Origin of the sequence: Amycolatopsis japonica (assembly GCF_000732925.1) — a bacterium.
GTDB classification, from domain to species: Bacteria; Actinomycetota; Actinomycetes; order Mycobacteriales; family Pseudonocardiaceae; genus Amycolatopsis; species Amycolatopsis japonica.
This window is the reverse complement of the sequence record NZ_CP008953.1, coordinates 3,644,480-3,668,373: the sequence shown is the minus strand read 5'-3', so window position 1 is coordinate 3,668,373 and position 23,894 is coordinate 3,644,480. Positions and strand designations below refer to the sequence as shown.

General features: G+C 67.9%; 18 protein-coding genes. 4 read left to right on the top strand and 14 right to left on the bottom strand.

Annotated features, from left to right (window positions below):
• Positions 1-2: 2 nt before the first annotated feature.
• The 13 genes from AJAP_RS17150 to AJAP_RS17090 form a co-directional block, all read right to left on the bottom strand.
• A complete protein-coding gene (locus tag AJAP_RS17150; protein WP_038512814.1) occupies positions 3-2,537 on the bottom strand; it encodes an alpha-L-arabinofuranosidase C-terminal domain-containing protein in 2,535 nt (844 codons plus the stop codon).
• A 38-nt stretch (positions 2,538-2,575) separates the two neighbouring features.
• Positions 2,576-3,823, bottom strand: a complete 1,248-nt coding sequence (gene mmsB / locus AJAP_RS17145; RefSeq protein WP_038512811.1) for a multiple monosaccharide ABC transporter permease — start codon at positions 3,821-3,823, stop codon at positions 2,576-2,578.
• 3 nt (positions 3,824-3,826) lie between these two features.
• Positions 3,827-5,350, bottom strand: coding sequence for a multiple monosaccharide ABC transporter ATP-binding protein (gene mmsA / locus AJAP_RS17140; RefSeq protein ID WP_174492028.1), 1,524 nt, complete (start codon positions 5,348-5,350; stop codon positions 3,827-3,829).
• A 4-nt stretch (positions 5,351-5,354) separates the two neighbouring features.
• Positions 5,355-6,482 (bottom strand): multiple monosaccharide ABC transporter substrate-binding protein, encoded by a 1,128-nt coding sequence (gene chvE, locus AJAP_RS17135; protein ID WP_038512808.1) that lies wholly within the window; start codon positions 6,480-6,482, stop codon positions 5,355-5,357.
• A 26-nt stretch (positions 6,483-6,508) separates the two neighbouring features.
• The gene (gene araA, locus AJAP_RS17130) at positions 6,509-8,014 is read right to left on the bottom strand and encodes an L-arabinose isomerase (protein WP_038512805.1); all 1,506 of its coding nucleotides are present in this window, start codon (positions 8,012-8,014) and stop codon (positions 6,509-6,511) included.
• Positions 8,011-8,697 (bottom strand): L-ribulose-5-phosphate 4-epimerase, encoded by a 687-nt coding sequence (locus AJAP_RS17125; RefSeq protein WP_038512803.1) that lies wholly within the window; start codon positions 8,695-8,697, stop codon positions 8,011-8,013. Before AJAP_RS17125 ends, araA begins: the two co-directional genes overlap by 4 nt.
• The gene (araB, locus tag AJAP_RS17120; RefSeq protein WP_038512800.1) at positions 8,694-10,367 is read right to left on the bottom strand and encodes a ribulokinase; all 1,674 of its coding nucleotides are present in this window, start codon (positions 10,365-10,367) and stop codon (positions 8,694-8,696) included. Before araB ends, AJAP_RS17125 begins: the two co-directional genes overlap by 4 nt.
• A gap of 119 nt (positions 10,368-10,486) precedes the next feature.
• A complete protein-coding gene (yjfF, locus tag AJAP_RS17115) occupies positions 10,487-11,485 on the bottom strand; it encodes a galactofuranose ABC transporter, permease protein YjfF (protein ID WP_038512797.1) in 999 nt (332 codons plus the stop codon).
• Positions 11,482-12,519, bottom strand: a complete 1,038-nt coding sequence (locus AJAP_RS17110; RefSeq protein WP_038512794.1) for an ABC transporter permease — start codon at positions 12,517-12,519, stop codon at positions 11,482-11,484. Before AJAP_RS17110 ends, yjfF begins: the two co-directional genes overlap by 4 nt.
• On the bottom strand, positions 12,516-14,018 hold the full coding sequence (locus AJAP_RS17105; protein WP_038512791.1) for a sugar ABC transporter ATP-binding protein: 1,503 nt from the start codon (positions 14,016-14,018) through the stop codon (positions 12,516-12,518). Before AJAP_RS17105 ends, AJAP_RS17110 begins: the two co-directional genes overlap by 4 nt.
• 22 nt (positions 14,019-14,040) lie before the next feature.
• Positions 14,041-15,057 carry an ABC transporter substrate-binding protein gene (locus AJAP_RS17100; RefSeq protein ID WP_051972491.1) on the bottom strand — a complete coding sequence of 339 codons (1,017 nt, stop codon included), beginning with the start codon at positions 15,055-15,057 and terminating at the stop codon, positions 14,041-14,043.
• A 35-nt stretch (positions 15,058-15,092) separates the two neighbouring features.
• Positions 15,093-16,106 carry a LacI family DNA-binding transcriptional regulator gene (locus tag AJAP_RS17095; RefSeq protein WP_038512787.1) on the bottom strand — a complete coding sequence of 338 codons (1,014 nt, stop codon included), beginning with the start codon at positions 16,104-16,106 and terminating at the stop codon, positions 15,093-15,095.
• 354 nt (positions 16,107-16,460) lie between these two features.
• Complete coding sequence (locus AJAP_RS17090) at positions 16,461-17,507, bottom strand: LacI family DNA-binding transcriptional regulator (protein ID WP_038512784.1); 1,047 nt, start codon at positions 17,505-17,507, stop codon at positions 16,461-16,463.
• Positions 17,508-17,690: 183 nt separating this feature from the next.
• On the opposite strand from AJAP_RS17090, the gene AJAP_RS17085 reads away from it, so the two are divergent.
• From AJAP_RS17085 to AJAP_RS17070, 4 genes are read left to right on the top strand one after another with little or no spacing between them, the layout of a single operon-like run.
• Positions 17,691-18,992, top strand: a complete 1,302-nt coding sequence (locus AJAP_RS17085; RefSeq protein ID WP_038512781.1) for an ABC transporter substrate-binding protein — start codon at positions 17,691-17,693, stop codon at positions 18,990-18,992.
• 3 nt (positions 18,993-18,995) lie between these two features.
• Entirely contained in the window at positions 18,996-19,976 is a 981-nt protein-coding gene (locus AJAP_RS17080) for a carbohydrate ABC transporter permease (protein WP_038512778.1), read from the top strand.
• Positions 19,973-20,830 carry a carbohydrate ABC transporter permease gene (locus AJAP_RS17075; RefSeq protein WP_038512776.1) on the top strand — a complete coding sequence of 286 codons (858 nt, stop codon included), beginning with the start codon at positions 19,973-19,975 and terminating at the stop codon, positions 20,828-20,830. The genes AJAP_RS17080 and AJAP_RS17075 overlap by 4 nt, the downstream gene beginning before the upstream one ends.
• Positions 20,827-22,236, top strand: a complete 1,410-nt coding sequence (locus AJAP_RS17070; protein WP_038512774.1) for a GH1 family beta-glucosidase — start codon at positions 20,827-20,829, stop codon at positions 22,234-22,236. Before AJAP_RS17075 ends, AJAP_RS17070 begins: the two co-directional genes overlap by 4 nt.
• 52 nt (positions 22,237-22,288) lie before the next feature.
• Here AJAP_RS17070 and AJAP_RS17065 read toward each other — a convergent pair whose 3' ends face one another.
• On the bottom strand, positions 22,289-23,593 hold the full coding sequence (locus AJAP_RS17065; protein WP_051972490.1) for a hypothetical protein: 1,305 nt from the start codon (positions 23,591-23,593) through the stop codon (positions 22,289-22,291).
• Positions 23,594-23,894 lie beyond the last annotated feature (301 nt).

The window sequence follows — 23,894 nt, the reverse complement described above, 5'->3', positions numbered from 1 at the left end:
GGTCATCCCCTCACTCGGGCCGGGAACCGCAGGAACGTCACGGAGTTCGGCGGGAAGGTGTACGTGAAGGTGTTCGAGACGCCGGAGAAGCGGGTTTCGCGCGGTGCGATCGGCGTGGTGAAGGCGGTGTTGACGTCGTCCGGCAAGCCCTGCAACGTCGTCACGCGGGCGGTGGCGCCAGGCTGGACGCGAGTGCCGAGGTCGACGCGGGTCCGGGCCGCGGAAGCCTGCGCGTTGACCACCTTGACCACCAGTTCACCGGTCTTGACGTCGCGGGTGACGACCTGGCGGAACGGCTCGGCGACCTTGTCGTCGGTGAACGAGCCCCACTTCTGTCCGTCGAGGAACAGCGTCACCTGACGGCCCCGGACCTCGACCCGCAGGTCGTACTGCCTGCCGGTCTCGATCTTCGTGTCGTTCTGGAGCAGGGTCTGCTTGCCGCCGCCTTCGGTCTTCTCCACGGCCGAGACGGTGTTGTTCCAGCCGCCGAGGTTCCACCAGTAGTTGTTGCCAGTGTCCTTCACGCCGAACGCGACCAGGAAGCCTTCCTTGCCGCCGGTCTTGGTCGCCTTCACGGAGAAGTCGTAGTTGCTCCACGAGGGATCGCCGGCGGTCACGAGGGTGTTCTCGGCCGCCTGATCCGACTGGACGTAGGCCCCGTTCGACACCGCCCACGATCCCCGTCCGGCCACCTTCGACCAGCGTGAATCGTCTCCGGAGAAGTCGTCCGCGAACAGCTGCGCGCCGTCGGCGGAGGTGACCTTGACGTCGTCGTAGGCCGCGCTCGTCGCCCAGGTGGAGAGGCCGATCGCGCCCGAGATGGGAGCGACCGTGGCAGGCGTGGCGGACGCCTTGCTCGGGACCACGTGATCACCGACGTTGGTCATGAACAGCTTCTGCGTCTCGTAGCTGGCCGAAGCCCACGAGCGCTGGTTGTCGAACCAGATCATGTCCGGCTTCCACTGCACGTAGTCGGTGTTCGCCAGTAGCGGCGCGTACGACGCGAGCTTGACGACGTCGGCGTTGCGCTCCAGCCCGGTCATGTACGCGGCCTCGGCCAGCGCGTTGCCGAACTTGTTGTCCAAAGACGCGTACTCGCCGAGGAACACCTTCGGGCCGTTGCGGTCGTAGGAGTCGTACCGCTGGTTGTTCTGCAGGAACCACTGTGGACTGTTGTAGTAATGCTCGTCGACCATCGAGACCTTCGCGTTCCGGTTCAGGTCCCACAGCCGGTCGAACGTCGTGCCGGTGTCGTCCGGTCCCGAATTGCTGATCACGGTGATCCCCGGGTACTTCGCCGCGATCGCCTTGCGGAACTCGGTGAACCGGGTGAAGAACTCGTCGGGCAGGTTCTCCTCGTTGCCGACGCCGAGATGCGTCAGGTTGAACGGCGCCGGATGTCCCATCTCGGCCCGCTTCTTGCCCCACGTCGAGGTGACCGGGCCGTTGGCGAACTCGATCAGGTCGAGGGTGTCCTGGATATGCCGCCGCAGCAGCGCCGGATCGTCGGTCGCCTTGTTCTGCCCGCAGCCGGTGACCAGCGCCGGCACCACGGGCAGCGGCATCGCGCCGATGTCCTCGGAGAACTGGAAGTATTCGTAGTAGCCGATGCCGTAAGACTGGTTGTAGCCCCAGAAGTTCGCGTTCGTGGCCCGTTGCTCGACCGGGCCGATCGTGTCCTTCCACTGGTACGAGCGTTTCCGCTCCCAGTTCGGCGCCTCGTAGCCCTGATGGCTGCCGGTGTTGACCAGGCAGCCGCCGGGGAAGCGGACGAAACCGGGCTTGAGCGCGGCGATCTTCTCCGCGAGATCGGTCCGCATGCCGTTGGGGCGGTTCTTGTAGGTTTCGCGCGGGAAGAGCGACACCATGTCCAGCCGCAGCGTGCCACCGCCGGACGCGGTCAGCGCGAGCCTGCCCAGCGCGCTCGACTCCCGCGCCCGGACGGTGCCGGTGTAGCGCACCCAGCCGTCGCCGCGGACCTGGACCCGCAGCGGATCGGCGAGCGCCTTCCCCGCCGGATCGGTGACGGCCACCGTGAGCGGGGTGCCCGCCGCGCGATCCGTCCGGGCGAACACCGAGAAGTCGTACTGCTTGCCCTTCTCGACCCGGATCCCCGAGTTGTAGCCCGAATTCGCGACGCCGTACTCGCCACGGGTGAGTTCGAGCTTGAGATAGCGCCGGTTCCGTTCGTTGAGCCGCCGGTCGTCGTCGGCCACCGTCGCCGTGCCGGTTCCCCCGTTGAGCGATGTGGGTGCCCACGAGGTCAGCGGGGTGTACGACGCGTTGTCGGCCTTGTCGTACTCGAAGGAGCGGTTCTGCACGAGTTCGGCGTACAGGCCGCCGTCCGCGGCGCGGTTGATGTCCTCGAAGAAGACGCCGTACATCGAACGGTCGATCGTGGCACCACGTCCCGCCGCGTCCACGGCGAGGGTGTAGTCGGTCGTCGGTGTCTGGCCCGAAGCGGTCTGAACGGGCACGAGGACACCGGCGGCGATGGTCAGGGACAGCACACCGAGCCGGACTGATCTGCTGCGCACAGCACTTCCTTTCGCGACGTTGCGAGGAACCGGAGTGATCAGGCGGCGGTACGGGCCCGCCGTTTGGTCCAGATGTCGTAGGCGACCGCGGCGAGCAGCACGAACCCCTTCACCAGGTTCACGCTCTCGGTCGGCGCGCCGATCAGGGACATGCCGTTGTTGATCACGCCCATGATGAGCCCGCCGGTGATCGCGCCGACCACCTTGCCGACCCCGCCCTGCACCGCGGCGCCGCCGATGAACGCCGCGGCGATCGCGTCGAGCTCGAACATGTTGCCCGCGGTCGGCCCGGCCTGGTTGAGCCGTCCGGCCACGATGATCCCGGCGAGCGCGGAGAGCACGCCCATGTTGACGAAGATCCAGAACGTCACGCTCTTGACCTTCACGCCGGACAGCGTCGCCGCCTGCAGGTTCCCGCCGATGGCGTAGATGTGGCGGCCGAACACCGCCCGCGTCGTCACCAGCGAGTAGCCGATCACCAGTACCGAAAGCAGGATCAGCACCCACGGCAGGTTCTTGTACCGCGCCAGCTGCACCACGACGAACAGCACGACGGCGGCCGCCGCGGCGATCTTCAGCAGGAACATCGGCAGCGGATCGACCTCTTGCAGGTAGTTCAGCCGGGCCGTCCGCTTGCGCCACCGCGAAACGATCGCGCCCGCGATGGCCAGTGCACCCACCAGCAGGCTGACCACGTCGGCGCCGCCGAGCGGGCCCAGCCCGATGTTGCCGAGATAGCCGCCGGTGAACCCGTTCGCCAGCGTGCGCACCTCGTCCGGGAACGGGCCGATCCCCTGGTTCCCGAGCACGGTGAGCGTCAGCGCGCGGAAGATCAGCATCCCGGCCAGCGTCACGATGAACGCTGGAATCCCGAAGTACGCGACCCAATACCCTTGCCACGCCCCGATCACCGCGCCGACGGCCAGCGTGATGAGCAGCGCGACCGGCCACGCCACACCGAGGTTCACCATCAGCACGGCCGAGATCGCGCCGGTCAGCGCCACCACGGAACCGACCGACAGGTCGATGTGCCCGGCGATGATGATCAGGATCATGCCGATCGCGAGGATCAGCACGTACGAGTTCTGCACGATCAGGTTCGAGATGTTCTGCGGTTCCAGCAGCGCGCCGCCGGTGAGGATCGAGAACAACACGACGATCAGCGCGAACGCGACGTAGATGCCGCTCTCGCGCGGGTTGAACGAGATCCGGCGCGGCGCCCTGGCCGGCGCGGCTCCCTGCTGATCACCGACACCGGTGACGGTGTCGGCGGAGGCGGTGCTCATGTCTTACTCCTGTTCCCTGGTCATCGCCCGCATGAGGACCTCTTGGGTGGCCTCGGCCCGGTCGACCTCACCGGTGATCCGGCCCGCCGACAGCGTGTAGATCCGGTCGCACAGCCCGAGCAGTTCCGGCAGCTCGGACGAGATGACCAGCACGGCCTTCCCCTCCTCGGCGAGCCGGTTCACGATCGTGTAGATCTCGTACTTCGCGCCGACGTCGATGCCGCGAGTCGGCTCGTCGAGGATCAGCACGTCCGGATCGGTGAGGATCCATTTGGACAGCACGACCTTCTGCTGGTTGCCGCCGGAGAGCGTGCCGGTCACGCTGCGCACGTCCGGTGCCTTGATGTTCATGCTCTTGCGGAATTCTTCGGCGACACGGTGTTCTTCGTTCTCGTCCACCCAGCCGCGGCGCGCGAGTTTGCCCAGTGCGGCACCGGAGACGTTGCGCTGGATGTCCTCGATGAGGTTCAGCCCGTAGCGTTTGCGGTCCTCGGTGGCGTAGGCGATCCCGTTCGCGACGGCGTCGCCGACCGTGCGCACGTCGATCTCCTTGCCGTCCTTGATCAGGCGGCCGGAGATGTCCTTGCCGTACGAGCGGCCGAACACGCTCATCGCGAGTTCGGTGCGCCCGGCGCCCATCAGCCCCGCGAGCCCGACGATCTCGCCGCGGCGCAGGGTCAGGCTCGCGCCGTCGACGACGACCCGGCCGTGTTGCGTCGGGCTGTGCACGGTCCAGTCCTCGATCTGGAGGACCTCGTCGCCGATCCGCGGTTCCCTCGGCGGGAACCGGTTCTCCAGTTTCCGGCCGACCATCCCGGCGATGATGCGGTCCTCGGTCACCGTGCTCGCGTCCAGCGTCTCGATCGTCCTGCCGTCGCGCAGGATGGTGATCGAGTCGGCGATCGCGGCGATCTCGTTGAGCTTGTGCGAGATCAGGACGCAGGTGACGCCGTCGTCACGCAAGCCGCGCAGCAGGTCGAGCAGATGCGCCGAATCGTCGTCGTTCAGCGCCGCCGTCGGCTCGTCCAGGATCAGCAGTTTGACCTCTTTGGACAGTGCCTTGGCGATCTCAACCAGCTGTTGCTTGCCGACGCCGATGTCCAGCACCGGTGTCACCGGGTTCTCCCGCAGGCCGACGCGCCGAAGCAGCTCGCCCGCCTCGGCGTTGGTCCGGTTCCAGTCGATCAGCCCGCCGCGGGCCTTCTCGTTGCCGAGGAAGATGTTCTCCGCGATGGACAGTTGCTGGCACAGCGCGAGTTCCTGGTGGATGATCACGATGCCGCGCCGTTCGCTGTCGCGGATCGCGGAGAACGCGCACGGCTCGCCGTCGAAGACGATCTCGCCGTCGTACGAGCCGTGCGCGTAGACGCCCGAGAGCACCTTCATCAGCGTGGATTTGCCCGCGCCGTTCTCGCCGCAGATCGCGTGGATCTCTCCCCGGCGCACCGACAGGTTGACGTCCTGCAGCGCCTTGACGCCGGGGAAGGTCTTGGTGATCCCCCGCATCCGAAGGATTTCGTCGGTCACGTCGCTACCTCAGCTGTTCCGCTTTGTAGTAGCCCGAGTCGATGAGTTCCTTCTGGTAGTTCCCCTTGTTGAGGATCACCGACTCCAGCAGGAACGCCGGCACGACCTTCTGTCCGTTGTTGTAGTCCGTCGTGTTGTTGGTCTCGGCCTTGCCGCCCTTGAGGACCGCGTCGGCCATCTTGACCGTGGTCTCGGCGAGCTTGCGGGTGTCCTTGAAGATCGTCGAGTACTGCTCGTTCGCGATGATCGACTTCACCGAGGCGACCTCGGCGTCCTGGCCGGTGACCACCGGGTACGGCTGGCCGGGCGTTCCGTAGCCGTTGCTCTTGAGCGCCGACAGGATGCCGATGGAGAGCCCGTCGTACGGCGAGAGCACGCCCTGCACCTTGTCGCCGGAGCTGTAGGTCTTGGTCAGCAGGTCTTCCATCCGCCGCTGCGCGGTCGCCGCCTGCCAGCGCAGGATCGCCGCGACGTTGAACGCGGTCTGGCCGCTCTTGACGACCAGCGTCCCGTTTTCGAGGTACGGCTTCAGCACGGACATGGCGCCGTTGAAGAAGAATGTCGCGTTGTTGTCGTCCGGCGAACCAGCGAAAAGCTCGATGTTGAACGGTCCCTTGCCCTCGCCGGGAGAACCGTCCTCTTTGAGCACCTTGAGCCCGGTGAGCAGCGACGTCGCCTGCTGCACGCCGACCTTGAAGTTGTCGAAGGTCGCGTAGTAATCGACGTTCGGCGTGTTGCGGATCAGCCGGTCGTAGGCGATGACCGGGATCTTCTTGTCCGCGGCCTCCTGCAGCTGGGTGGTGATCGCGGTGCCGTCGATCGAGGCGATCACGAGCAGTTTCGCGCCCTTGGTGATCTGGTTCTCGATCTGGTTCACCTGGGTGGGGATGTCGTCCTCGGCGTACTGCAGGTCGACCTGGTAGCCCAGCTTCTCCAGCGCCGCCTTGATGTTGTCGCCGTCGTGGATCCAGCGCTCCGACGACTTGGTCGGCATGGTGACGCCGACCAGTCCGCCCGCCGCGCCTCCCGCGGCCGCCTGCTGATCGACGGACTTCTGACTCGAACCGCAGGCCGTCAGCGCGGCACCGAGGCCGACCGCCACGGCCAGTGTGGCCAGTTTCGTGAACTTCATTGTTCCTTCTCTCCGGTGGGGACCGATCAGAATCCTTGTGCGAGCCGGTAGTAGGCCTGGTTCCAGCGCATCCGGTCGGCGATCGAGGCGGGCGTCGTGGCCTGGTCGATCACGAGCAGTTCGACGTCGAGCATGGTGGCGAAATCCCGGATCGTTTCGGCGCCGACGGCCTGGGTGAGCACCGTGTGGTGCGGTCCGCCCGCCGTGATCCACGCTTCGGCGGACGTCGCCAGCGACGGCGCCGGCTTCCACACCGCGCGCGCCACCGGCAGGTTCGGCAGCGGCTCGTCCGGCGCGACGACCTCGACCTCGTTGGCCACCAAGCGGAACCGGTCGCCGAGGTCGGCGAGGCCGATCACGACCGCGTCGCCGGCGGCGGCGTCGAACACCAGCCGGACCGGATCCTCACGGCCACCGATGCCGAGTGGGTGGATCTCGCACGAAGGCCTGGCGGCGGCGATGCTCGGGCAGACCTCGAGCATGTGCGCGCCGAGGATCTTCGGTTCACCGGGGCCGAAGTGGTAGGTGTAGTCCTCCATGAAGGACGTCCCACGCTCGGAGTCGCGGCCCATCGCCTTGACCGCGGTCAGCAGCGCGGACGTCTTCCAGTCGCCCTCGCCGCCGAAGCCGTAGCCGTCGGCCATCAGACGCTGCACGGCGAGACCGGGAAGCTGCCGCAGGCCGCCGAGATCCTCGAAGTTCGTGGTGAACGCGCCGAAACCGCCGCTCGTCAGGAACGTGCGAAGCCCCTGCTCGATCCGGGCCGCGTAACGCAGCGATTCGTGCCGCTCCCCCGCCTTGGCGAGTTCCGGCGCGAGCGCGTACGTCTCGGCGTACTCGTCGACGAGAGCGTCGACCTCGGCGTCGGGCACCGCGTCGACCAGCGCGACGAGTTCGTTGACGCCGTAGGTGTTCACCGAGACGCCGAACTTCAGCTCCGCCTCGACCTTGTCCCCGTCGGTGACCGCGACGTCGCGCATGTTGTCACCGAACCGCGCGAGCCTGAGCGAGCCGATGGTCTGGCGCCCGACCGCCGCGCGGACCCAGGCGTCGATCCGGTCGGCGACCGACGGATCCGCGGCGTGCCCGGCGATGGTCTTGCGCGGTACCCCGAGCCGGGTCTGGATGTAGCCGAACTCGCGATCACCGTGCGCGGCCTGGTTCAGGTTCATGAAGTCCATGTCGATGGACTGCCACGGCAGCGCCTCGTTGAGCTGGGTGTGCAGATGCAGCAAGGGTTTCCGCAGCGCGTCCAGCCCGGTGATCCACATCTTCGCCGGCGAGAACGTGTGCATCCAGGCGATCACCCCGACACACGCGTCGTCCGCGTTCGCCTCCAGCATCACGCGCCGGATCGCCGACGGCTCCGTCAGCACCGGCTTCGCGACGATCTCCGCCGAGATCCGCCCGGTGTCGGCCAGCATCCGCTGGATCTGCAACGACTGGCCCGCGACCTGTTCGAGGGTCTCCTCGCCGTACAGCGCCTGGCTCCCGGTGAGGAACCAGACCTCGGTCTTGCGTTGTGTGCTCACTTCTCTCCCTGCTGGCCGTAGACGTTCTGGTAGCGCGCGTAGAGCCGGTCCACGTCCTGGTCGGACAGTGGCTCCGGCCTGCCCAGCGCGGAAGCGATGTGGACGGTTTTGGCGACGTCCTCGACCATCACGGCGGCCTTGACCGCGTCGCGTGCGGTGCGGCCGACGGTGAACGGGCCGTGGTTGCGCATCAGGACGGCGGGCGACCGGCTGGACCGCAGCGTCTCGACGATGCCCCGCCCGATCGAGTCGTCACCGATCATCGCGAACGGCCCGACCGGGATCTCGCCGCCGAACTCGTCCGCGATCATGGTGAGCACGCACGGGATCGGTTCCCCGACCGCGGCCCATGCGGTCGCGTAGGTCGAATGCGTGTGCACGACCCCGCCGACCTCCGGCATGTGCCGGTAGACGTAGGCGTGCGCGGCAGTGTCCGAGGACGGCGCGAGGTCGCCGTGGACGACCTCGCCGTACAGGTCGGTGACGACCATCGTGTCGGCGCTCAGCTCGTCGTAGGACACCCCGGACGGCTTGATCACCATCAGGTCGTGCCCGGGGACCCGCGCCGACACGTTGCCCGCGGTCCAGATGACCAGTTCGTAGCGGGTCAGCTCGCTGTGCAAGCGGGCGACGGTGTCGCGCAGCTCTTCGAAGGTGTCCGTGATCTCCACGGCGAGGCTCATCGGTGCAGTCCTTTCCGGACGGAACGGCGCCGGGCGGCGAGCCGGTGCATGACGTCGTTGGCCCCACGGCCGAAGTAGTCGTGCAACGCGGCGTACTCGGCGTAGAGGTCGTTGTAGGCCTTGACGTTCTCGGCGATCGGCCGGTGGACGGCCCGGCGGACCGAACCCATCGCGAGCGCGGCGGCCGGGACGTCGGCGTGCGCCCCGGCTGCGACGGCGGCGTGGATCGCCGAGCCCAGCGCGGGGCTCTGGGCCGAACCGGCCACGGACAGCGGCAGGTTCGTGACGTCGGCGTAGATCTGCATCAGGAGCGGGTTCTTGACCAGGCCACCGGCGACGATCAGTTCGGTGACCGGTACCCCGGCGCGTTCGAAGGTCTCGATGATCGTCCTGGTGCCGAACGCGGTCGCCTCCAGGAGCGCGCGGTAGGTGTCCTCGGGGCGGGTCGCGAGGGTCTGGCCGACGACGACGCCGGACAGTTCGTGGTCGACCAGTACCGACCGGTTCCCGCTGTGCCAGTCGAGCGCGACCAGTCCGTGTTCGCCGATCTCCTGCATCGAGGCGAGCCGCGTGAGCAGTTCGTGGACGGAGATCCCCGCTTCCCTGGCGTCGTCCACATAGGACGCGGGCGTGCCGTGCTCGACGAACCACGCGAAGATGTCGCCGACGCCGCTCTGTCCGGCCTCGTAGCCCCATTTCCCGGACACGATCCCGCCGTCGACGACGCCGCACATGCCCGGTACCTCGCGCAGTTCGGCGCCGTTCATCACGTGACAGGTGGAGGTGCCCATGATCGCGACCATCTGCCCCGGCTCGACCGCCTGGACCGCGGGCGCGGTGACGTGCGCGTCGACGTTGCCGACGGCGACCGCGATCCCCTCGGGAAGCCCGGTCCATTCCGCCGCTTGAGCGCTCAGGCTCCCCGCCTTGGCACCGAGGGCGCCCAACGGATGCACGAGCTTGTCGTCCACAAAGGACCCGAAGCCAGGAGCCAGCTCCTCCAGGAACTCCGCGCTCGGGTAGCGGCCGTCCTGCAGGATGCCCTTGTACCCGGCGGTGCAGGCGTTGCGGACGTAGGTTCCCGTGAGCTGCCAGACGATCCAGTCGGCGAGCTCGACCCAGTGGCGCATCCGGGCATAGACCTCAGGCGCCTCTTCGAAGACCTCCAGCGCCTTGGCGAACTCCCACTCGGAAGAGATCAGTCCGCCGTAACGCGGCAGCCAAGACTCGCCGCGCTTCCGCGCCAGTGCGTTGATCCGGTCGGCCTGCGGCTGAGCGGAATGGTGACGCCACAGCTTCACGTAGGCGTGCGGATCCCCGGCGAACTCGGGCAGTTCGCACAGCGGCGTGCCGTCGGCCGTCGTCGGCACCATGGTGCACGCGGTGAAATCGGTACCGATGCCGATCACGTCGGCGGGATCCGCCCCGGCGGCACGGACGGCCTCCGGCACGGCGGTGCGGAGGACGTCGACGTAGTCCGACGGCACCTGGAGCGCCCAGTCCGGCGGCAGACCGTGGCCGGTCCGCGGCAGGATCCGGTCGATCACGCCGTGCCGGTACTCCGAAACCGCGCTGCCCAGTTCCGCGCCGTCGCGGACGCGGACCACGACGGCCCGGCCGGACAGCGTCCCGAAGTCGACGCCGACGACCAGCGGCTCCCTTGTACTCACTTCTTCTCCAACTGTTAGCGTTCACATTTCTGGTCGAAAACCACGATCACCCGTGTTTGGAGCCGGAACTCGCGTGTTTGAAGCCGGTCCGGCTCCAATCACGCGGGTTACGGCCTTGATCACGCGTGTTCCGTCTTACGTGGCCCGCCTCCGACGAGGCGTTGCAGCACGATGAAGGCGAACAGCAGCGCACCGGTGATGATCGAGGTCCACCAGGAGTTCAAGGTGCCGTCGAAGGTGATCAGGGTCTGGATGATGCCCAGCACCATGATCCCGAGCACCGTCCCGAGGACGTAGCCGGAGCCGCCGGTGAGCAGCGTGCCGCCGATGACGACGGCCGCGATCGCGGTGAGCTCCAGCCCCACACCGTTGAGCGGATCGCCGGAAGACTTGTACAGCACCAAGAGCAGCCCGCCGAGGGCCGAGCAGAACCCGCTGAGCGTGTAGACCGTGATCCGCGTGCGGCCGACGTTCAGGCCCATCAGCAGCGCGGACTTCGGGTTCCCGCCGATCGCGTACACCGTCCGCCCGAACCTCGTCCCGTACAGGACGTACGCCGCCGCCGCGACCACGACGAGCGCGACGACCACGCCGATCGAGATGTGCAGTTCCCCGCCGAGCGGGATCTGCGTCTGCGCGAGGTTCGCGACCGTCGGATCGTCGATCGAGTACGCCTGGGTGCTGATCGTGTAGCAGAGCCCCCTGGCGAAGAACATCCCGATCAGCGTCGCGATGAAGGGCTGGATCTCGAACACCTGGACCAGCACGCCCATGCCGAAGCCGAGCGCCGCGCCGATCGCGAGTACCGCCGGGATCACCGCGAGCACCGGCCAGCCCTGGTTCTGCAGCAGGTCCGCCGAGACCACAGTGGACAGTGCCACCACCGAGCCCACCGACAGGTCGATCCCGCCGGTGAGGATCACGAACGTCATCCCGACGGCGACGACCAGCAGGAAGGCGTTGTTGATGAACAGGTCGAGCACGACCTGCCCGGATCCGAACGCCGTGTAGCTCGAAGCGCCGTAGACGTAGGCGCCGATGAGCATCGCCATCGTCGCCAGGATCGGCAGATGCCGTTGCCGCGGCCGATAACCCTTGATGCGGTCGAGTGTCGTCATACCCCGGCCTCCACCTTCTCCGGCAGGACGGCGGGCGACGGCGGGGCCGGTTTCCGCCGCCGGGCGAGCTTCCTGCGGAACACCGGCGACTGCAGCAGGCAGACCGCCAGCACGACCACGGCCTTGAACAGCATGATCGCCTGCGGCGCGATGCCGAGCGCGTACACGGTCGTCGTCAACGTCTGGATGAGCAGCGCGCCGATCACCGAGCCGGTGAGCGAGAACCGGCCACCGGTCAGCTGCGTCCCGCCGATGACGACGGCGAGGATCGCGTCCAGTTCGATGAACTGCCCGGCGTTGTTGCCGTCGGCGCTGTGCACGTTCGCGCTGATCATCAGGCCGGCGATACCGGCGCAGAGCGCGCAGAAGACGTAGGTGAGCCAGATCAGCCGCGCCGACCGGAGCCCGGCGAGCCTGCCGGCCTCCGGGTTGCCGCCCACCGATTCGACCAGCAGCCCCAGCGCGGACCGGCGCACCAGCACGGCGGCGATGGCGAACACCGCCAGCGCGATGAGGATCGCGCTGGGCAGGCCGAAGGTGAACCCGCTGCCGATCCATTCGTACGGATGCGAGTTGACGGTGATGATCTGGCCGCCGGTGATCAGCTGGGCGATGCCTCGGCCGGCGACCATCAGGATCAGCGTCGCGATGATCGGCTGGATGCCGAGCACCGCCACGAGCCAGCCGTTCCACAGACCGAGCACGAGGGCGAGTCCCAGCGCCATCCCGACCGCCGCGAGCGTCCCGCCGACACTGTTCTGATCGCCGAGTCCGCTGAGGTGCAGGCACGCGAGCGCGCCGCTGATCGCGACGACCGCGCCGACGGAGAGGTCGATCCCCCGCGTCGCCACCACCAGCGTCATGCCGATCGCGATGAGGATCAGCGGGGCGCCGTTCTTGAGGATGTCGATCAGGTTCCCGTACAGATGCCCGTCGCGGAATTCGATCGCGAAGAACGCCGGATGCGCGATGAGGTCACCGAGCAGCAGCGCCAGCAACGCGACGACCGGCCAGAACAACCGATGTTTGCTCATCGTGCGACTCCTTCGGCCATCGTCGCCATCACCTGGTCCGCGGTCAGCGTTTCGTTGTCCAGCACGGCGACCACCGCGCGGTCGCGCAGCACGACGACCCGGTGGCTCAGCCGGAGCACTTCCTCGAGTTCGGCGGAGATGAACACCACGGCCATCCCCTCGCCCGAGAGCCGCGCGACCAGCCGCTGGATCTCCGTCTTGGCACCGATGTCGATACCGCGCGTCGGCTCGTCGAGGATCAGCAGCCGCGGTTCGGTGATGAGCCACCGCGCGAGCAGCACCTTCTGCTGATTGCCGCCGCTCAGGTCGCCGACCTTCGCCTCCGCGTTGGCGGGCCGGATGTCGAGCGCCTTGATGTAGCGCTCGGCGATCTCGTCCTGCCGCCGCCGCGGGATCGGCCGGGCCCAGCCACGCGAGGCCTGTAGCGCGAGCACGATGTTCTCGCGCACGGTGAGTTCCTCGACGAGGCCTTCGGTCTTGCGGTTCTCCGAGCAGAACGCGATGCGGTGGTCGAGGCCGGTCCGCGGGGTTTTCAGCGACACCGGCTCGCCGTCGATCCGCACCGAACCGCTGTCCGCGTGATCGGCGCCGAACAGCAGCCGCGCCAGTTCGGTGCGGCCCGAACCGAGCAGCCCGGCGAGCCCGACGACCTCGCCGGACCGGATGTCGAGCGAGAACGGCGCGACACCGCCCTTGCGGCCGACGTCTCCCGCTTCGAGGAAGACGGGCGCCCCGGCGACGTCCGACCGGCTGTGCCCCGCGTCCTCGATGTCTTCGAGCGCCGCGAGTTCCTTGCCGATCATCCTGGTCACCAGGTCGACCGGGGTGATCTCCTCGGTGCGGTACTCGCCGATCAGCTTCCCGTTGCGCAGCACCGTCATCCGGTCCGCGACGGCGAAGACCTGCTCGATGAAATGCGAGACGAACAGGATCGCCATCCCCTGGTCCCGCAGCGAGCGCACCACGTTCAGCAGCTGCTCGACCTCGCCCGCGTCCAAACTGGACGTCGGCTCGTCGAGCACGAGCACCCGCGCCTCGACGTCGAGCGCCCTGGCGATCGCGACCAGTTGCTGCACCGCGATCGAGCAGCCGCCCAGCTCGGCCGAGACGTCCACTTCGACGTCCAGCCTGGCCAGCAGCGCGGCCGCCCGGCGGCGCGTCTCGCGCCAGTCGATGCGGCCGCGCCGTCGCGGCTCCTTGCCGAGGCAGATGTTCTCCGCCACCGACAGGTTCGGGCAGAGGTTCACTTCCTGGTACACGGTGCTCACGCCGGAGCGCTGTGCCTCCCCCGGCCCGCTGAACGCGACCCGGGCACCGTCGAGCTCGATGGTGCCCGCGTCCACCCCGTAGACGCCGGTGAGCACCTTGATCAAAGTGGACTTGCCGGCACCGTTCTCGCCCATCAGGGCGTGCACTTCGCCGGGGAACATCCGGAAGGAGACGTCGTCGAGGGCGACCACGCCGGGGAATTCCTTCCGGATATGGCTCATCCGCAGCATCGCAGGGGTTTCCGTCATCGGCTCAGTACTGGCGTTGCGGCAGCGCGGCCTTGGCCGCGGCCTGGTCGAATTCGGTCTCGGTGGTCTCGATGCGCGGCGGCACCTGCTCCCCGGCGGCGACCTTCTTCACCAGATCCATGAGCTGCGGGCCGAGCAACGGGTTGCATTCGACGACGTGGTTGATCTTGCCGTCGGCCAGCGCCTGCAGGGCGTCGCGGACGCCGTCTACCGAGACGATCTTGATGTCCTTGCCGGGCACTTTGCCCGCCGCCTCGATCGCTTCGATGGCGCCGAGGGCCATGTCGTCGTTGTGCGCGTACAGCACGTCGATCTTGGGCTGGGACTTCAGGAAGGCCTCCATGACCTCCTTGCCCTTCGCCCGGGTGAACTCACCGGTCTGCGACGCGACGACCTTGAACTTCGGGTTCGACGCGATGACGTCGGCGAAACCCTTCTTGCGGTCGTTCGCCGGTGCGGAACCGGTGGTGCCCTGCAGTTCCACGATGCTGACGTCGCCAGCCGCCGAGCCGAACTCCTTGGCCAGCCACTCGCCGGCCTTCTTGCCCTCGGCGACGAAATCCGAGCCGAGGAAGGTCTTGTACAGCGACTTGTCCGGCGAGTCGACGGCCCGGTCGGTGAGGATCACCGGGATGTTCGCCGTCTTCGCCTCCTTGAGCACGGTGTCCCAGCCGGATTCCACGACCGGCGAGAAGGCGATCACCTTGACCTTCTGCTGGATGTAGGACCGGATCGCGGCGATCTGGTTCTCCTGCTTCTGCTGCGCGTCGGAGAACTTCAGCTCGATCCCGGCCGCCTTCGCGGACTCCTGGATCGACTTCGTGTTCGCCGTGCGCCAGCCGCTTTCCGCGCCCACCTGGGCGAACCCGAGGGTGAGGGCGCCGCCGCCACCCGTTCCGCCGCCACCGCCGCACGCGGAGAGCAGGAGCAGCCCGGCCACTCCGGCCACGATCGCCGTCCACGGTTTTCTTGCCACATCGACTCCTAGATCCGCACTGATCAATTGAGTTAGCGTTAACATTCGCGCCTTGAGCCGCCGGGAAACGGCTCTCGGAGCTACGAAAGACCGGTGCTCTCCCGCACGATCAGTTCGGGGACCACCAGGTCGCGATCTCGGTCCTCACCGCCGTTCATCCGGCGGCGAAGCAGGTCGAACGTGCGCCTGCCGACTTCGACGAAGTCCTGGCGCACCGTCGTCAGCGGCGGCGTGTAGTACGCCGCCTCGGGAACGTCGTCGAAGCCGACGATCCGCATCTCCCCCGGCACGTTCACGCCAGCCTCGGTGCAGGCGCGAAGGAAGCCGAGGGCCATCTGGTCGTTGGCCACGAACACCGCGTCCAGGCCCTTTTCGCCGACGAGGGATCGCCCCGCCGCGTACCCGGACCGCGCACTCCAGTCACCGCGGATGACGGGCGGGATCGGCGCGCCGTGCCGTTCCAGGGTCTCGCGCCAGCCGCGTTCGCGGTCGAGCGCCTCCAGCCAATCCTCGGGTCCGGCCACGTGCCAGACGGTCTCGTGCCCGAGGCCGAGAAGGTGTTCGGTGGCGCGGCGCGCGCCGTCGAACTGGTCGACCGAGATCACCGGGACCGGCGCCTTCTCGCCGCCGCCGACCGCGACGAGCGGTACGTCGCTGGGCGCCGCCTCCAGGGCGCGGGCGGCGGTGACATGCGGCGCGATCACGACGATGCCCTCGACGGCCTGGCGGCGGAGGCGCTCCACGGCGTCGGTGATGGACGACCGACCCGGGCGGCTGATGCTGGTTATGGTCGTCGCGTAGCCGGCCTCGCGGGCGGCGTGCTCGATGCCGCTCAACGTGCTGGCCGGACCGTAGAGGTTGGCCTCCAGCGCGACCACGCCGAGCGTGCCCGAACGGCCGGTGACCAGCGCGCGGGCGACCGAGTTCGGCCGGTAGTCCAGCTGCTCGATCGCCGCGTTGACGCGGACCCGCGTCTCGGCGCGGACCGGGCCGGTGCCGTTGATGACCCGCGAGACCGTCATATGCGAAACACCCGCGAGCGCGGCCACGTCGGTGAGACTGGCCTGCTTGCTCTCGGTGGTTTCGCGCGCCATCGCCTGTCTCCCAATCCCGGTACCGTGTGACGAGTGCCGCAAGTGTTAGCGATAACACGAGCCGGGTCAAGCGCTCCCCGAGTCACAGTCGGGTCACGGACCGGTTCCATGAGCCAAGGTTGGCGTGCCAAGGGCGCCTATCGCCGTGCGCGGATGGACGACACGCGTGACTGGACGGACGACACATGTGCCCAGAGGGACGACTCGCCATGCCGTCCAACCAGTCACGCGTGTCGTCCGTCGGATCACGCGTGTCGTCCGTCCAGTCACGCGAAACAGCCAGCTCCACACAAGGAGCCTCGTGAGCGGCAATTCGGACCAGACCCCGAAACGCCACTCACGACCACCCCCGGCTCAGCTGGAGGCGCGATGCGTGAGCGAGACCGGCAAGATCCGCTGGCGGGGCTTGAGATCCCGGTCGTCCATCACCGCGAGCAGGGTCTCCACCATCGCGTGGACCTGTTCCCGAGGGTCCTGGTGGACCGATGTCAGCGGCGGGTCCATCTCCGGCGCGAGGGTCGCGTTGTCGTCGAAGCTGACGACGGCGACGTCCGAGGGAATCCGCCGTCCGGCCGAATGCAGCGTGCGGAGGGCGCCGAGGGCCATCATGTCGCTGGCCACGAAGACGGCGTCGAGGTCGGGGCGCCGGGCGAGCAGATTCGACATCGCCTTCGCCCCGCCGGTCAGGGTGAAGTCGCCCTCTTCCATCAGATCCGCGGGGTCGAGCCCGGCGTCGAGAAGGGTCTTGCGCCAGCCGGAGAGCCGGTCGATCGCCGCGCTCTGATCCTGCGGGCCCGCGATCGTGGCGATCCGCCGATGGCCGGCCTCGACCAGATGCGCGACGGCGAGCTTCGCGCCGCCCTCGTTGTCGAAGTCGACGACGTGGACACCGCGTTTGAGCCCGGCCGCCTGCCCGCCGTACACCACCGGGATCCTCAACTGCCGCAACGCCTTGGGCAACGGATCCGTGCGATGCGGCGCGAACACCAGCACGCCGTCGACGTGCCCGCCGTCCAGGAACCGGACGGTGCGGTCGAGGTCTTCGCGCGTGTCACTGAAGATCAAGACCATCTGACAGCCGATGTCGGCGAGTTCGCGATAGCCCGCGCGCATGACCGCGGTGCGGTACGGGTCGTCGAGCAGCCGCGCCTCCGGCTCCGACAGCACGACCGCGACCGCGCCGGTCCGCTTGATGACCAGGGATCTGGCCGCCTGGTTCGGGGAGTACCCGAGTTCGCGGGCCGCGGCCTGGACCTTCTCGCGGGAGCGCGCGCTGACGTAGCCGTCGTCGTTCAGCGCACGGGACGCCGTCGACCGGCTGACCCCGGCGGACGCGGCGACGTCTTCCAGCGTCGGCCTGCCGTCTTCCTCTGGTCGAGGCCCCACCAGCGCCACCTTCACTCTTCAGCTCCATCCGGACACCGACAGCTTAGTGTCCGGCGGGCCGCCACCCTGAGAGCGCTCCCCGGATGGAAACGCTCTCATTACAAGCCCTTGACACGGCCATACCTTGGCGACAGACTCTGCGCATCCTGGGAGCGCTCCCATTTTCTCCTCACCCCCATCAGCAAGGGACACAATGACGTGAGAAGCATCCGGAACGGCCTGGTGCTGGCACTGGGTATCACGATGACGGCGTTCGGACTCGCGGCGTGCGGCGGTGACGACGGCGGGGCGCCCGCCGCGTCCGACCCGAACGCCAAGGTCGAGCTGTCGCTGGCGACGTTCACCGAGTTCGGCTACGAGGAGCTGATCCCCGAGTACGAGCGGCTGCACCCGAACATCAAGATCACCCACCGCAAGACCGGCCAGGGCGGCCCGTACCACCAGGACCTGATCACGAAACTGGCCGCCGGTTCCGGACTCGCCGACGTCACCGCCGTCGAGGAAGGGCACCTGTCGAACGTCCTCGACAAGGGCTCGAAGTTCAACGACCTCACCAAGATCGGCCCGGCGGACGTGTCCCCCGACCGCTGGCTCGGCTGGAAGTACGACGCGGCGAAGACCAAGGACGGCAAGGTCATCGGCTACGGGACGGACATCGGCCCGCTGGCCATGTGCTACCGCAAGGACATGCTCGAAGCGGCGGGAATGCCGTCCGACCCTGAAGCGGTCAAACCGCTCTTCGCGACCTGGGACAGCTACTTCGCGGCGGGCGAGCAGTACGTCGCCAAGTCCGGCGGGAAGGCCTGGTTCGACTCGGCCGCGCAGAACTTCAACGCCATGGTCAACCAGCTCCCGACCGGCTATATCGGCAGCGACGACAAGCTCGCGGTGGAATCCAACCAGGGCATCAAGGACGCCTGGACCAAGGTCACCGCCGCAGTCGCGAAAGGACAGTCGGCGAAGCTGACCGCGTTCAGCAACGAGTGGAACTCCGGGTTCAAGCAGGGCGCCTTCGCCACGAAGGTGTGCCCCGCCTGGATGCTCGGCGTGATCGAGGAGCACTCCGGCCCGGAGAACGCCGGCAAGTGGGCGGTCACCGCGGCCTTCCCCGGTGGCGGCGGGAACTGGGGCGGTTCGTACCTCACCGTGCCCACCCAGTCGAAGCACCCGAAGGAAGCCGCCGAACTCGCCGCCTGGCTGACCGCGCCCGAGCAGCAGATCAAGGCGTTCAAGGCGAAGGGCACCTTCCCCAGCCAGGTCAAGGCGCTGGAGGACCCGGCGCTGCTGAGCGAGACCGACGCCTACTTCGGTGGCGCCAAGATCGGGCAGCTGTTCGCCGAGCAGGCCAAGAAGGTCGCGAAGCCGCAGTACAAGGGCCCCGGCGACGGCCAGATCCAGGAGAACGCGTCGAGCCCGGCGCTGCAGGCCGTCGAACAGGGCAAGTCCGCGGCCGAGGGCTGGACGCAACTGCTCGACGCCGCGAAGAAGATCACGCGCTGACCGATGACCGTCGTCGACAAGATCGCGCCGGACGAGGCGAAGGCCGGGGCGCGCACGCCGCCCCGGCCCACCCTCCGCCATCGGCTGAGCCGGTGGGACGTCAAGGTCTCGCCGTACCTCTACATCGCCCCGTTCTTCGTGGTGTTCGGGATCGTCGGGCTGTTCCCGCTGCTCTACACGGCGTACGTGTCCCTGTTCAGCTGGGAGGCGGGTGATGACGATCCCACCTTCATCGGGCTGGACAACTTCAAGGAACTGTTCGCCGACACGCAGTTCTGGAACGCGCTCGAGAACACCGTCAGCATCTTCCTGCTCTCCAGCGTTCCGCAGCTGATCATCGCGGTACTCCTGGCGGCGCTGCTCAGCGCCAGGATCCGCGGGGCGACCGGCTGGCGCGTCGGCGTCCTGCTCCCGTACGCCGCCAGCCTGGTGGCACTCGGCATCATCTTCGCGAACCTGTTCGGGCCGAAGTACGGGCTGGTCAACGGTCTGCTGCAGACGATCGGGCTGGACCCGGTCGACTGGCAGGCCGGCCGGTTCAGCAGCCATGTCGCGATCGCGATCATGGTGAACTGGCGCTGGACCGGGTACAACGCGCTGATCGTGCTGGCGGCGATGCAGGCCATCCCGAAGGAACTGCACGAGGCCGCCCTCATCGACGGCGCGGGGACAGCGCGCCGGTTCTTCAGCATCACGCTGCCCTTGCTGAAGCCGACGCTGATCTTCGTCACGATCACTTCGACGATCGGTGGCCTGCAGATCTTCACCGAGCCCAAGCTGTTCGACGCCATGCCGGGCTCGAACAACGGCGGCTCGTCCAACCAGTTCCAGACCGTGACGTTGTACCTCTACCAAACGGCCTTCGAGAACTACGAACTCGGTTATGCCTCGGCGATCGCGTGGGTGCTGTTCGTGATCATCGTGCTGATCGCGCTGGTGAACTTCTTCCTCACCGGCAGGCTCACGGCGGTGAAGAAGAAATGACCACGATCCACAAGGGACTCAAGCGGGGCGTCTCGGCGCTGGGCAAACCACGCCGGGCGACCTACGTCGTGCTCACGATCTTCGTGCTGGGCTCGCTCTTTCCGTTCTACTGGTCGTTCCTGGTGGCCAGCCGGGACAGCGGGATGCTCACCGAACGGGTGCCGCCCTTCCTGCCGGGCGGGAACTTCTTCGCCAACGCGGCGAGGGTGTTCGACACGGTGCCGTTCTGGAAGGCGCTCGGGAACAGCCTGATCGTGTCCGGCACGGTCACCCTCACCACGGTGCTGTTCTCGGCGCTCGCCGGGTTCGCGTTCGCCAAACTGCGGTTCCGCGGCCGGAACGGGCTGTTCGTGTTCATCGTCATCACCCTCGCCGTGCCGACCCAGCTCGGCATCATCCCGTTGTTCATGGCCATGTCGGAATTCGGCTGGGCCGGCGGGTTGCAGTCGGTGATCGTGCCGAACCTGGTGACCGCGTTCGGTGTCTTCTGGATGCGGCAGTACACGCTGGACGCGGTGCCGTACGAACTGATCGAGGCGGCGAGGGTCGACGGCTGCAGCATGATCCGGATCTTCTGGAACGTCTGCCTGCCCGCGGTCCGCCCGGCGGCGGCGATCCTGGCGATGTTCACGTTCATGACGTCGTGGAACGACTTCCTGTGGCCGCTCGTGGTGCTGGACGCCGGCAACCCCACCGTCCAGCTGGCGCTGGAGAAGCTGCAGAGCGGCTACTACGTCGACTATTCGCTGGTGCTGGCCGGAACCACCCTGGCCACCATCCCGATCCTCATCGTCTTCCTCCTCCTCGGCCGCCAGATCGTGGCCGGGATCATGCAAGGTGCCGTGAAAGGGTGACCATGTCCGCTCATCCCGACAGTGTCCGGGCGAAGACCGCGCTGCTGTTCCCGCCCGGATTCGTGTGGGGCGCCGCCACCGCGGCCTTCCAGGTCGAAGGGGCGACGACCGCCGACGGCCGGACGGACTCGATCTGGGACGTCTTCGCCCGCCGCCCCGGGGCCGTCGTCGGCGGCGACACCGGGGAACCGGGCGCCGATCATTACCGGCGCTACGCCGAAGACGTCGACCTGATGCGGCGGCTCGGGCTCGGCGCGTACCGGTTTTCCCTGTCGTGGCCGCGGATCCGGCCCGACGGCGGCGCCCCGAATCCCCAGGGGCTCGCGTTCTACGACCGGCTCGTCGACAAGCTGCTCGAAGCCGGAGTGGAGCCCTGGGCGACGCTGTATCACTGGGATCTCCCCCAGTCCCTGGAAGACCAGGGCGGCTGGGCGGCCCGCGAGACCGCCTTCCGGTTCGCCGAATACGCCGAAACGGTCGTCGCGCACCTGGGCGACCGCGTGCCGCGCTGGTCCACCCTGAACGAGCCGTGGTGTGCCGCGATGCTGGGCTACGCGCGCGGGATTCACGCGCCCGGCAGGCAGGAGCCCCGCGCCGCCGTCGCGGCCGCGCACCATCTGCTGCTGGGACACGGGCTCGCGATGGACGTCCTGCGGCGGCACGCGCCCGCCGCGTCGTCGGGGGTGACACTGAACCTGTATCCGGTGTCGGCGGTCGACCCATCGTCCACTGTGGACGTGGAGGCCGCGCGCCGGATCGACGGTCTGCAGAACCGGCTGTTCCTGGACCCGGTGCTTCGTGGCTCCTACCCGGCGGACCTGCGAGCCGACCTGGCGCCGCTCGGCATCGAGGAGCTCGTGCGGGACGGCGATCTCGCGACCATCGCCACCCCGATCGATTGGCTGGGCATCAACTACTACCGCGGCTACCAGGTCGCGGGCACTCCCCTGCCCGGCAGCGAACCGGCGGGCGCCGACTGGCTCGGCTCCCCCGACGTCCATTTCGTCCCCGACGAGGCGGCACCACGCACCGACTCGGGCTGGGAAGTCCAGCCGTCGCGGCTCACCGAATGCCTGCTTCAGGTTCACCGCGACTATCGGCCGATCCCGTTGTACATCACCGAAAACGGTGCTTCGTATCCCGACGCGCTGATCGGCGGGGACATCGCGGACACCGACCGGATCGCCTTCCTCGACTCGCATCTGCGCGCCGCGTACGAGGCGATCGAGGCGGGCGTGGACCTGCGCGGCTACTTCTACTGGTCGCTGCTCGACAACTTCGAGTGGGCGGAGGGGTACGCCAAGCGGTTCGGCCTGGTGCACGTCGACTACGCGACCCAGCGGCGGACGCCGAAGCGGAGCGCGCTCTGGTACGCCCGGACGATCAGCCTCAACGGGCTGAGCTGACGGCAAGGGTTGTTCGGGCGGTTCTTCGTCCCGAACAACCCTTGCCTGAGGGCTACCCGCGAGAGCGCTCGGCACGTTCCACGGTGACACGGTCGGCGCCCCGCCGGTCCGGGCCTGCCCGGACCACGTTGACGCAACCGGGTACGTCCGCGGTGGAAGTGCAGTTGTCCGGCCGGTTACCGCTCACCACGGCCCCGTTCACCAGCGTCACCCGTCCGTCGAGCGTGTGGATGCCGCCACCGGAGGCCGGAACCGGGTAGGAGCCGGATCCAGGTTCGCCCGCGGCGTTGTCGCCGACCGTCACGGCGTCGAGCGTGAGACTGTCATCGAACACGCTGAGCCCGCCGCCTCGACCTCCGTACCCGGACATCCCGGAGTATCCGCCTGGCCCCGCGACGCCGGCATCTCCGCCGCGTCCCGCGTGGTTGCCGGTGATGGCGGTGCGGGTGATGACCGGATTCAGCAGCACACCTGGACTGGTCGACATGATCAGGCCACCGCCCGTGCCGCCGCTGCCGCCGTGCCCGGCGCTGCCGCCCTCCGCGCCACCTGCGCCACCCTTGCCGCCGCTCCCGCCACTGTTGCCGGTGACGACGCTGTCGGTGAGCCGCAGGACGGTGCCTCTGAGCACGTCGACACCGGCGCCGAAGCCGGCGGAACCGCCTCGGCCACCCGGTTTGGCGGCCACCCCGTTTCCGCCAGGGCCTCCGGAGCCGGAAGCGTTGCCGGTGATCGAGGTGCGGGTGATCGTCAAAGTCACCTGAGGGGAACCGTAGGACGAGATCCCACCGCCGGATCCTCCGTAGCCGCCGCTACCCGCACTGGTGGTGGCGGTGGCGGCGGCGCCCGGACCACCCGAGCCGGCGGTGTTGCCGCTGATGACGCTGTCGGTAATGGTCAGCGGACCCCAGTTCTTGATACCGCCGCCGGACTCCCCCGGATTCGCGTCGCCATAAGAACCGGTCCCGACCCCGTCTGGCGCGTGTCCGCCCGCGATCGTGACTTCGTCGAGGGTCAGGTCGCCCCAGTTGTTGATGATCCTGAATCGGGGCGCTTCCTTGGCGCGTTCGATGGTGGCGTGGTTGCCGTGGACGGTGAGCTTTCCGTGGATGGAGGGCAGCCCGGCGTTCCAGGTGGCGTCGGCGACCGTCGTGAGCGTGTAGACGCAGTTCGGCGTCAGGGACAGCGTGTCCGGCGCGGGGGTGGCGTTGGCCTCGACGACGGCTTGGACCAGCGCGGCGGGATCACAGGGAACGGCGGTTTCGTCGGCTTGCGCCGGTGGAGCGACCAGGGCGAACGTCCCCAGCACGGTGGCCGTGGTCGCGATTCGTCTTCGGGATAGGGCAGTCGGCTTCATCGAAGAACCTCTCAGGTCGAGGAATCGGATGATGACGATTTCGCGGAATTCCCCAGTCGCGAAACCGTCACATCGAGAACACTAGAAGTGCCACCCCTTTCCCTCAATGGATATGATCCACATCACACGATTACCGATTATCGGGAATCGTGGCGAAAAACCGAATACAAAGCGGAAGTCGTACCGGATCACGGTCGCGCGGCGGGAATGCGGTGGCCGAGTCCCGGCAGGTCTTGTTATCGTGGGGACGGACCTGATCGACGAACAGGGAGACCAGACGTGGCAGGTGAAGACGACATCT

Coding starts and splice junctions, on each gene's coding strand:
- AJAP_RS17105 (WP_038512791.1), bottom strand. CDS start 14,018: ATGCTGCGGATGAGCCATATCCGGAAGGAATTCCCCGGCGTGGTCGCC.
- AJAP_RS17065 (WP_051972490.1), bottom strand. CDS start 23,593: ATGAAGCCGACTGCCCTATCCCGAAGACGAATCGCGACCACGGCCACC.
- AJAP_RS17075 (WP_038512776.1), top strand. CDS start 19,973: ATGACCACGATCCACAAGGGACTCAAGCGGGGCGTCTCGGCGCTGGGC.
- AJAP_RS17095 (WP_038512787.1), bottom strand. CDS start 16,106: ATGGCGCGCGAAACCACCGAGAGCAAGCAGGCCAGTCTCACCGACGTG.
- mmsB (WP_038512811.1), bottom strand. CDS start 3,823: ATGAGCACCGCCTCCGCCGACACCGTCACCGGTGTCGGTGATCAGCAG.
- AJAP_RS17110 (WP_038512794.1), bottom strand. CDS start 12,519: ATGAGCAAACATCGGTTGTTCTGGCCGGTCGTCGCGTTGCTGGCGCTG.
- AJAP_RS17100 (WP_051972491.1), bottom strand. CDS start 15,057: ATGTTAACGCTAACTCAATTGATCAGTGCGGATCTAGGAGTCGATGTG.
- yjfF (WP_038512797.1), bottom strand. CDS start 11,485: ATGACGACACTCGACCGCATCAAGGGTTATCGGCCGCGGCAACGGCAT.
- AJAP_RS17125 (WP_038512803.1), bottom strand. CDS start 8,697: ATGAGCCTCGCCGTGGAGATCACGGACACCTTCGAAGAGCTGCGCGAC.
- chvE (WP_038512808.1), bottom strand. CDS start 6,482: ATGAAGTTCACGAAACTGGCCACACTGGCCGTGGCGGTCGGCCTCGGT.
- AJAP_RS17080 (WP_038512778.1), top strand. CDS start 18,996: ATGACCGTCGTCGACAAGATCGCGCCGGACGAGGCGAAGGCCGGGGCG.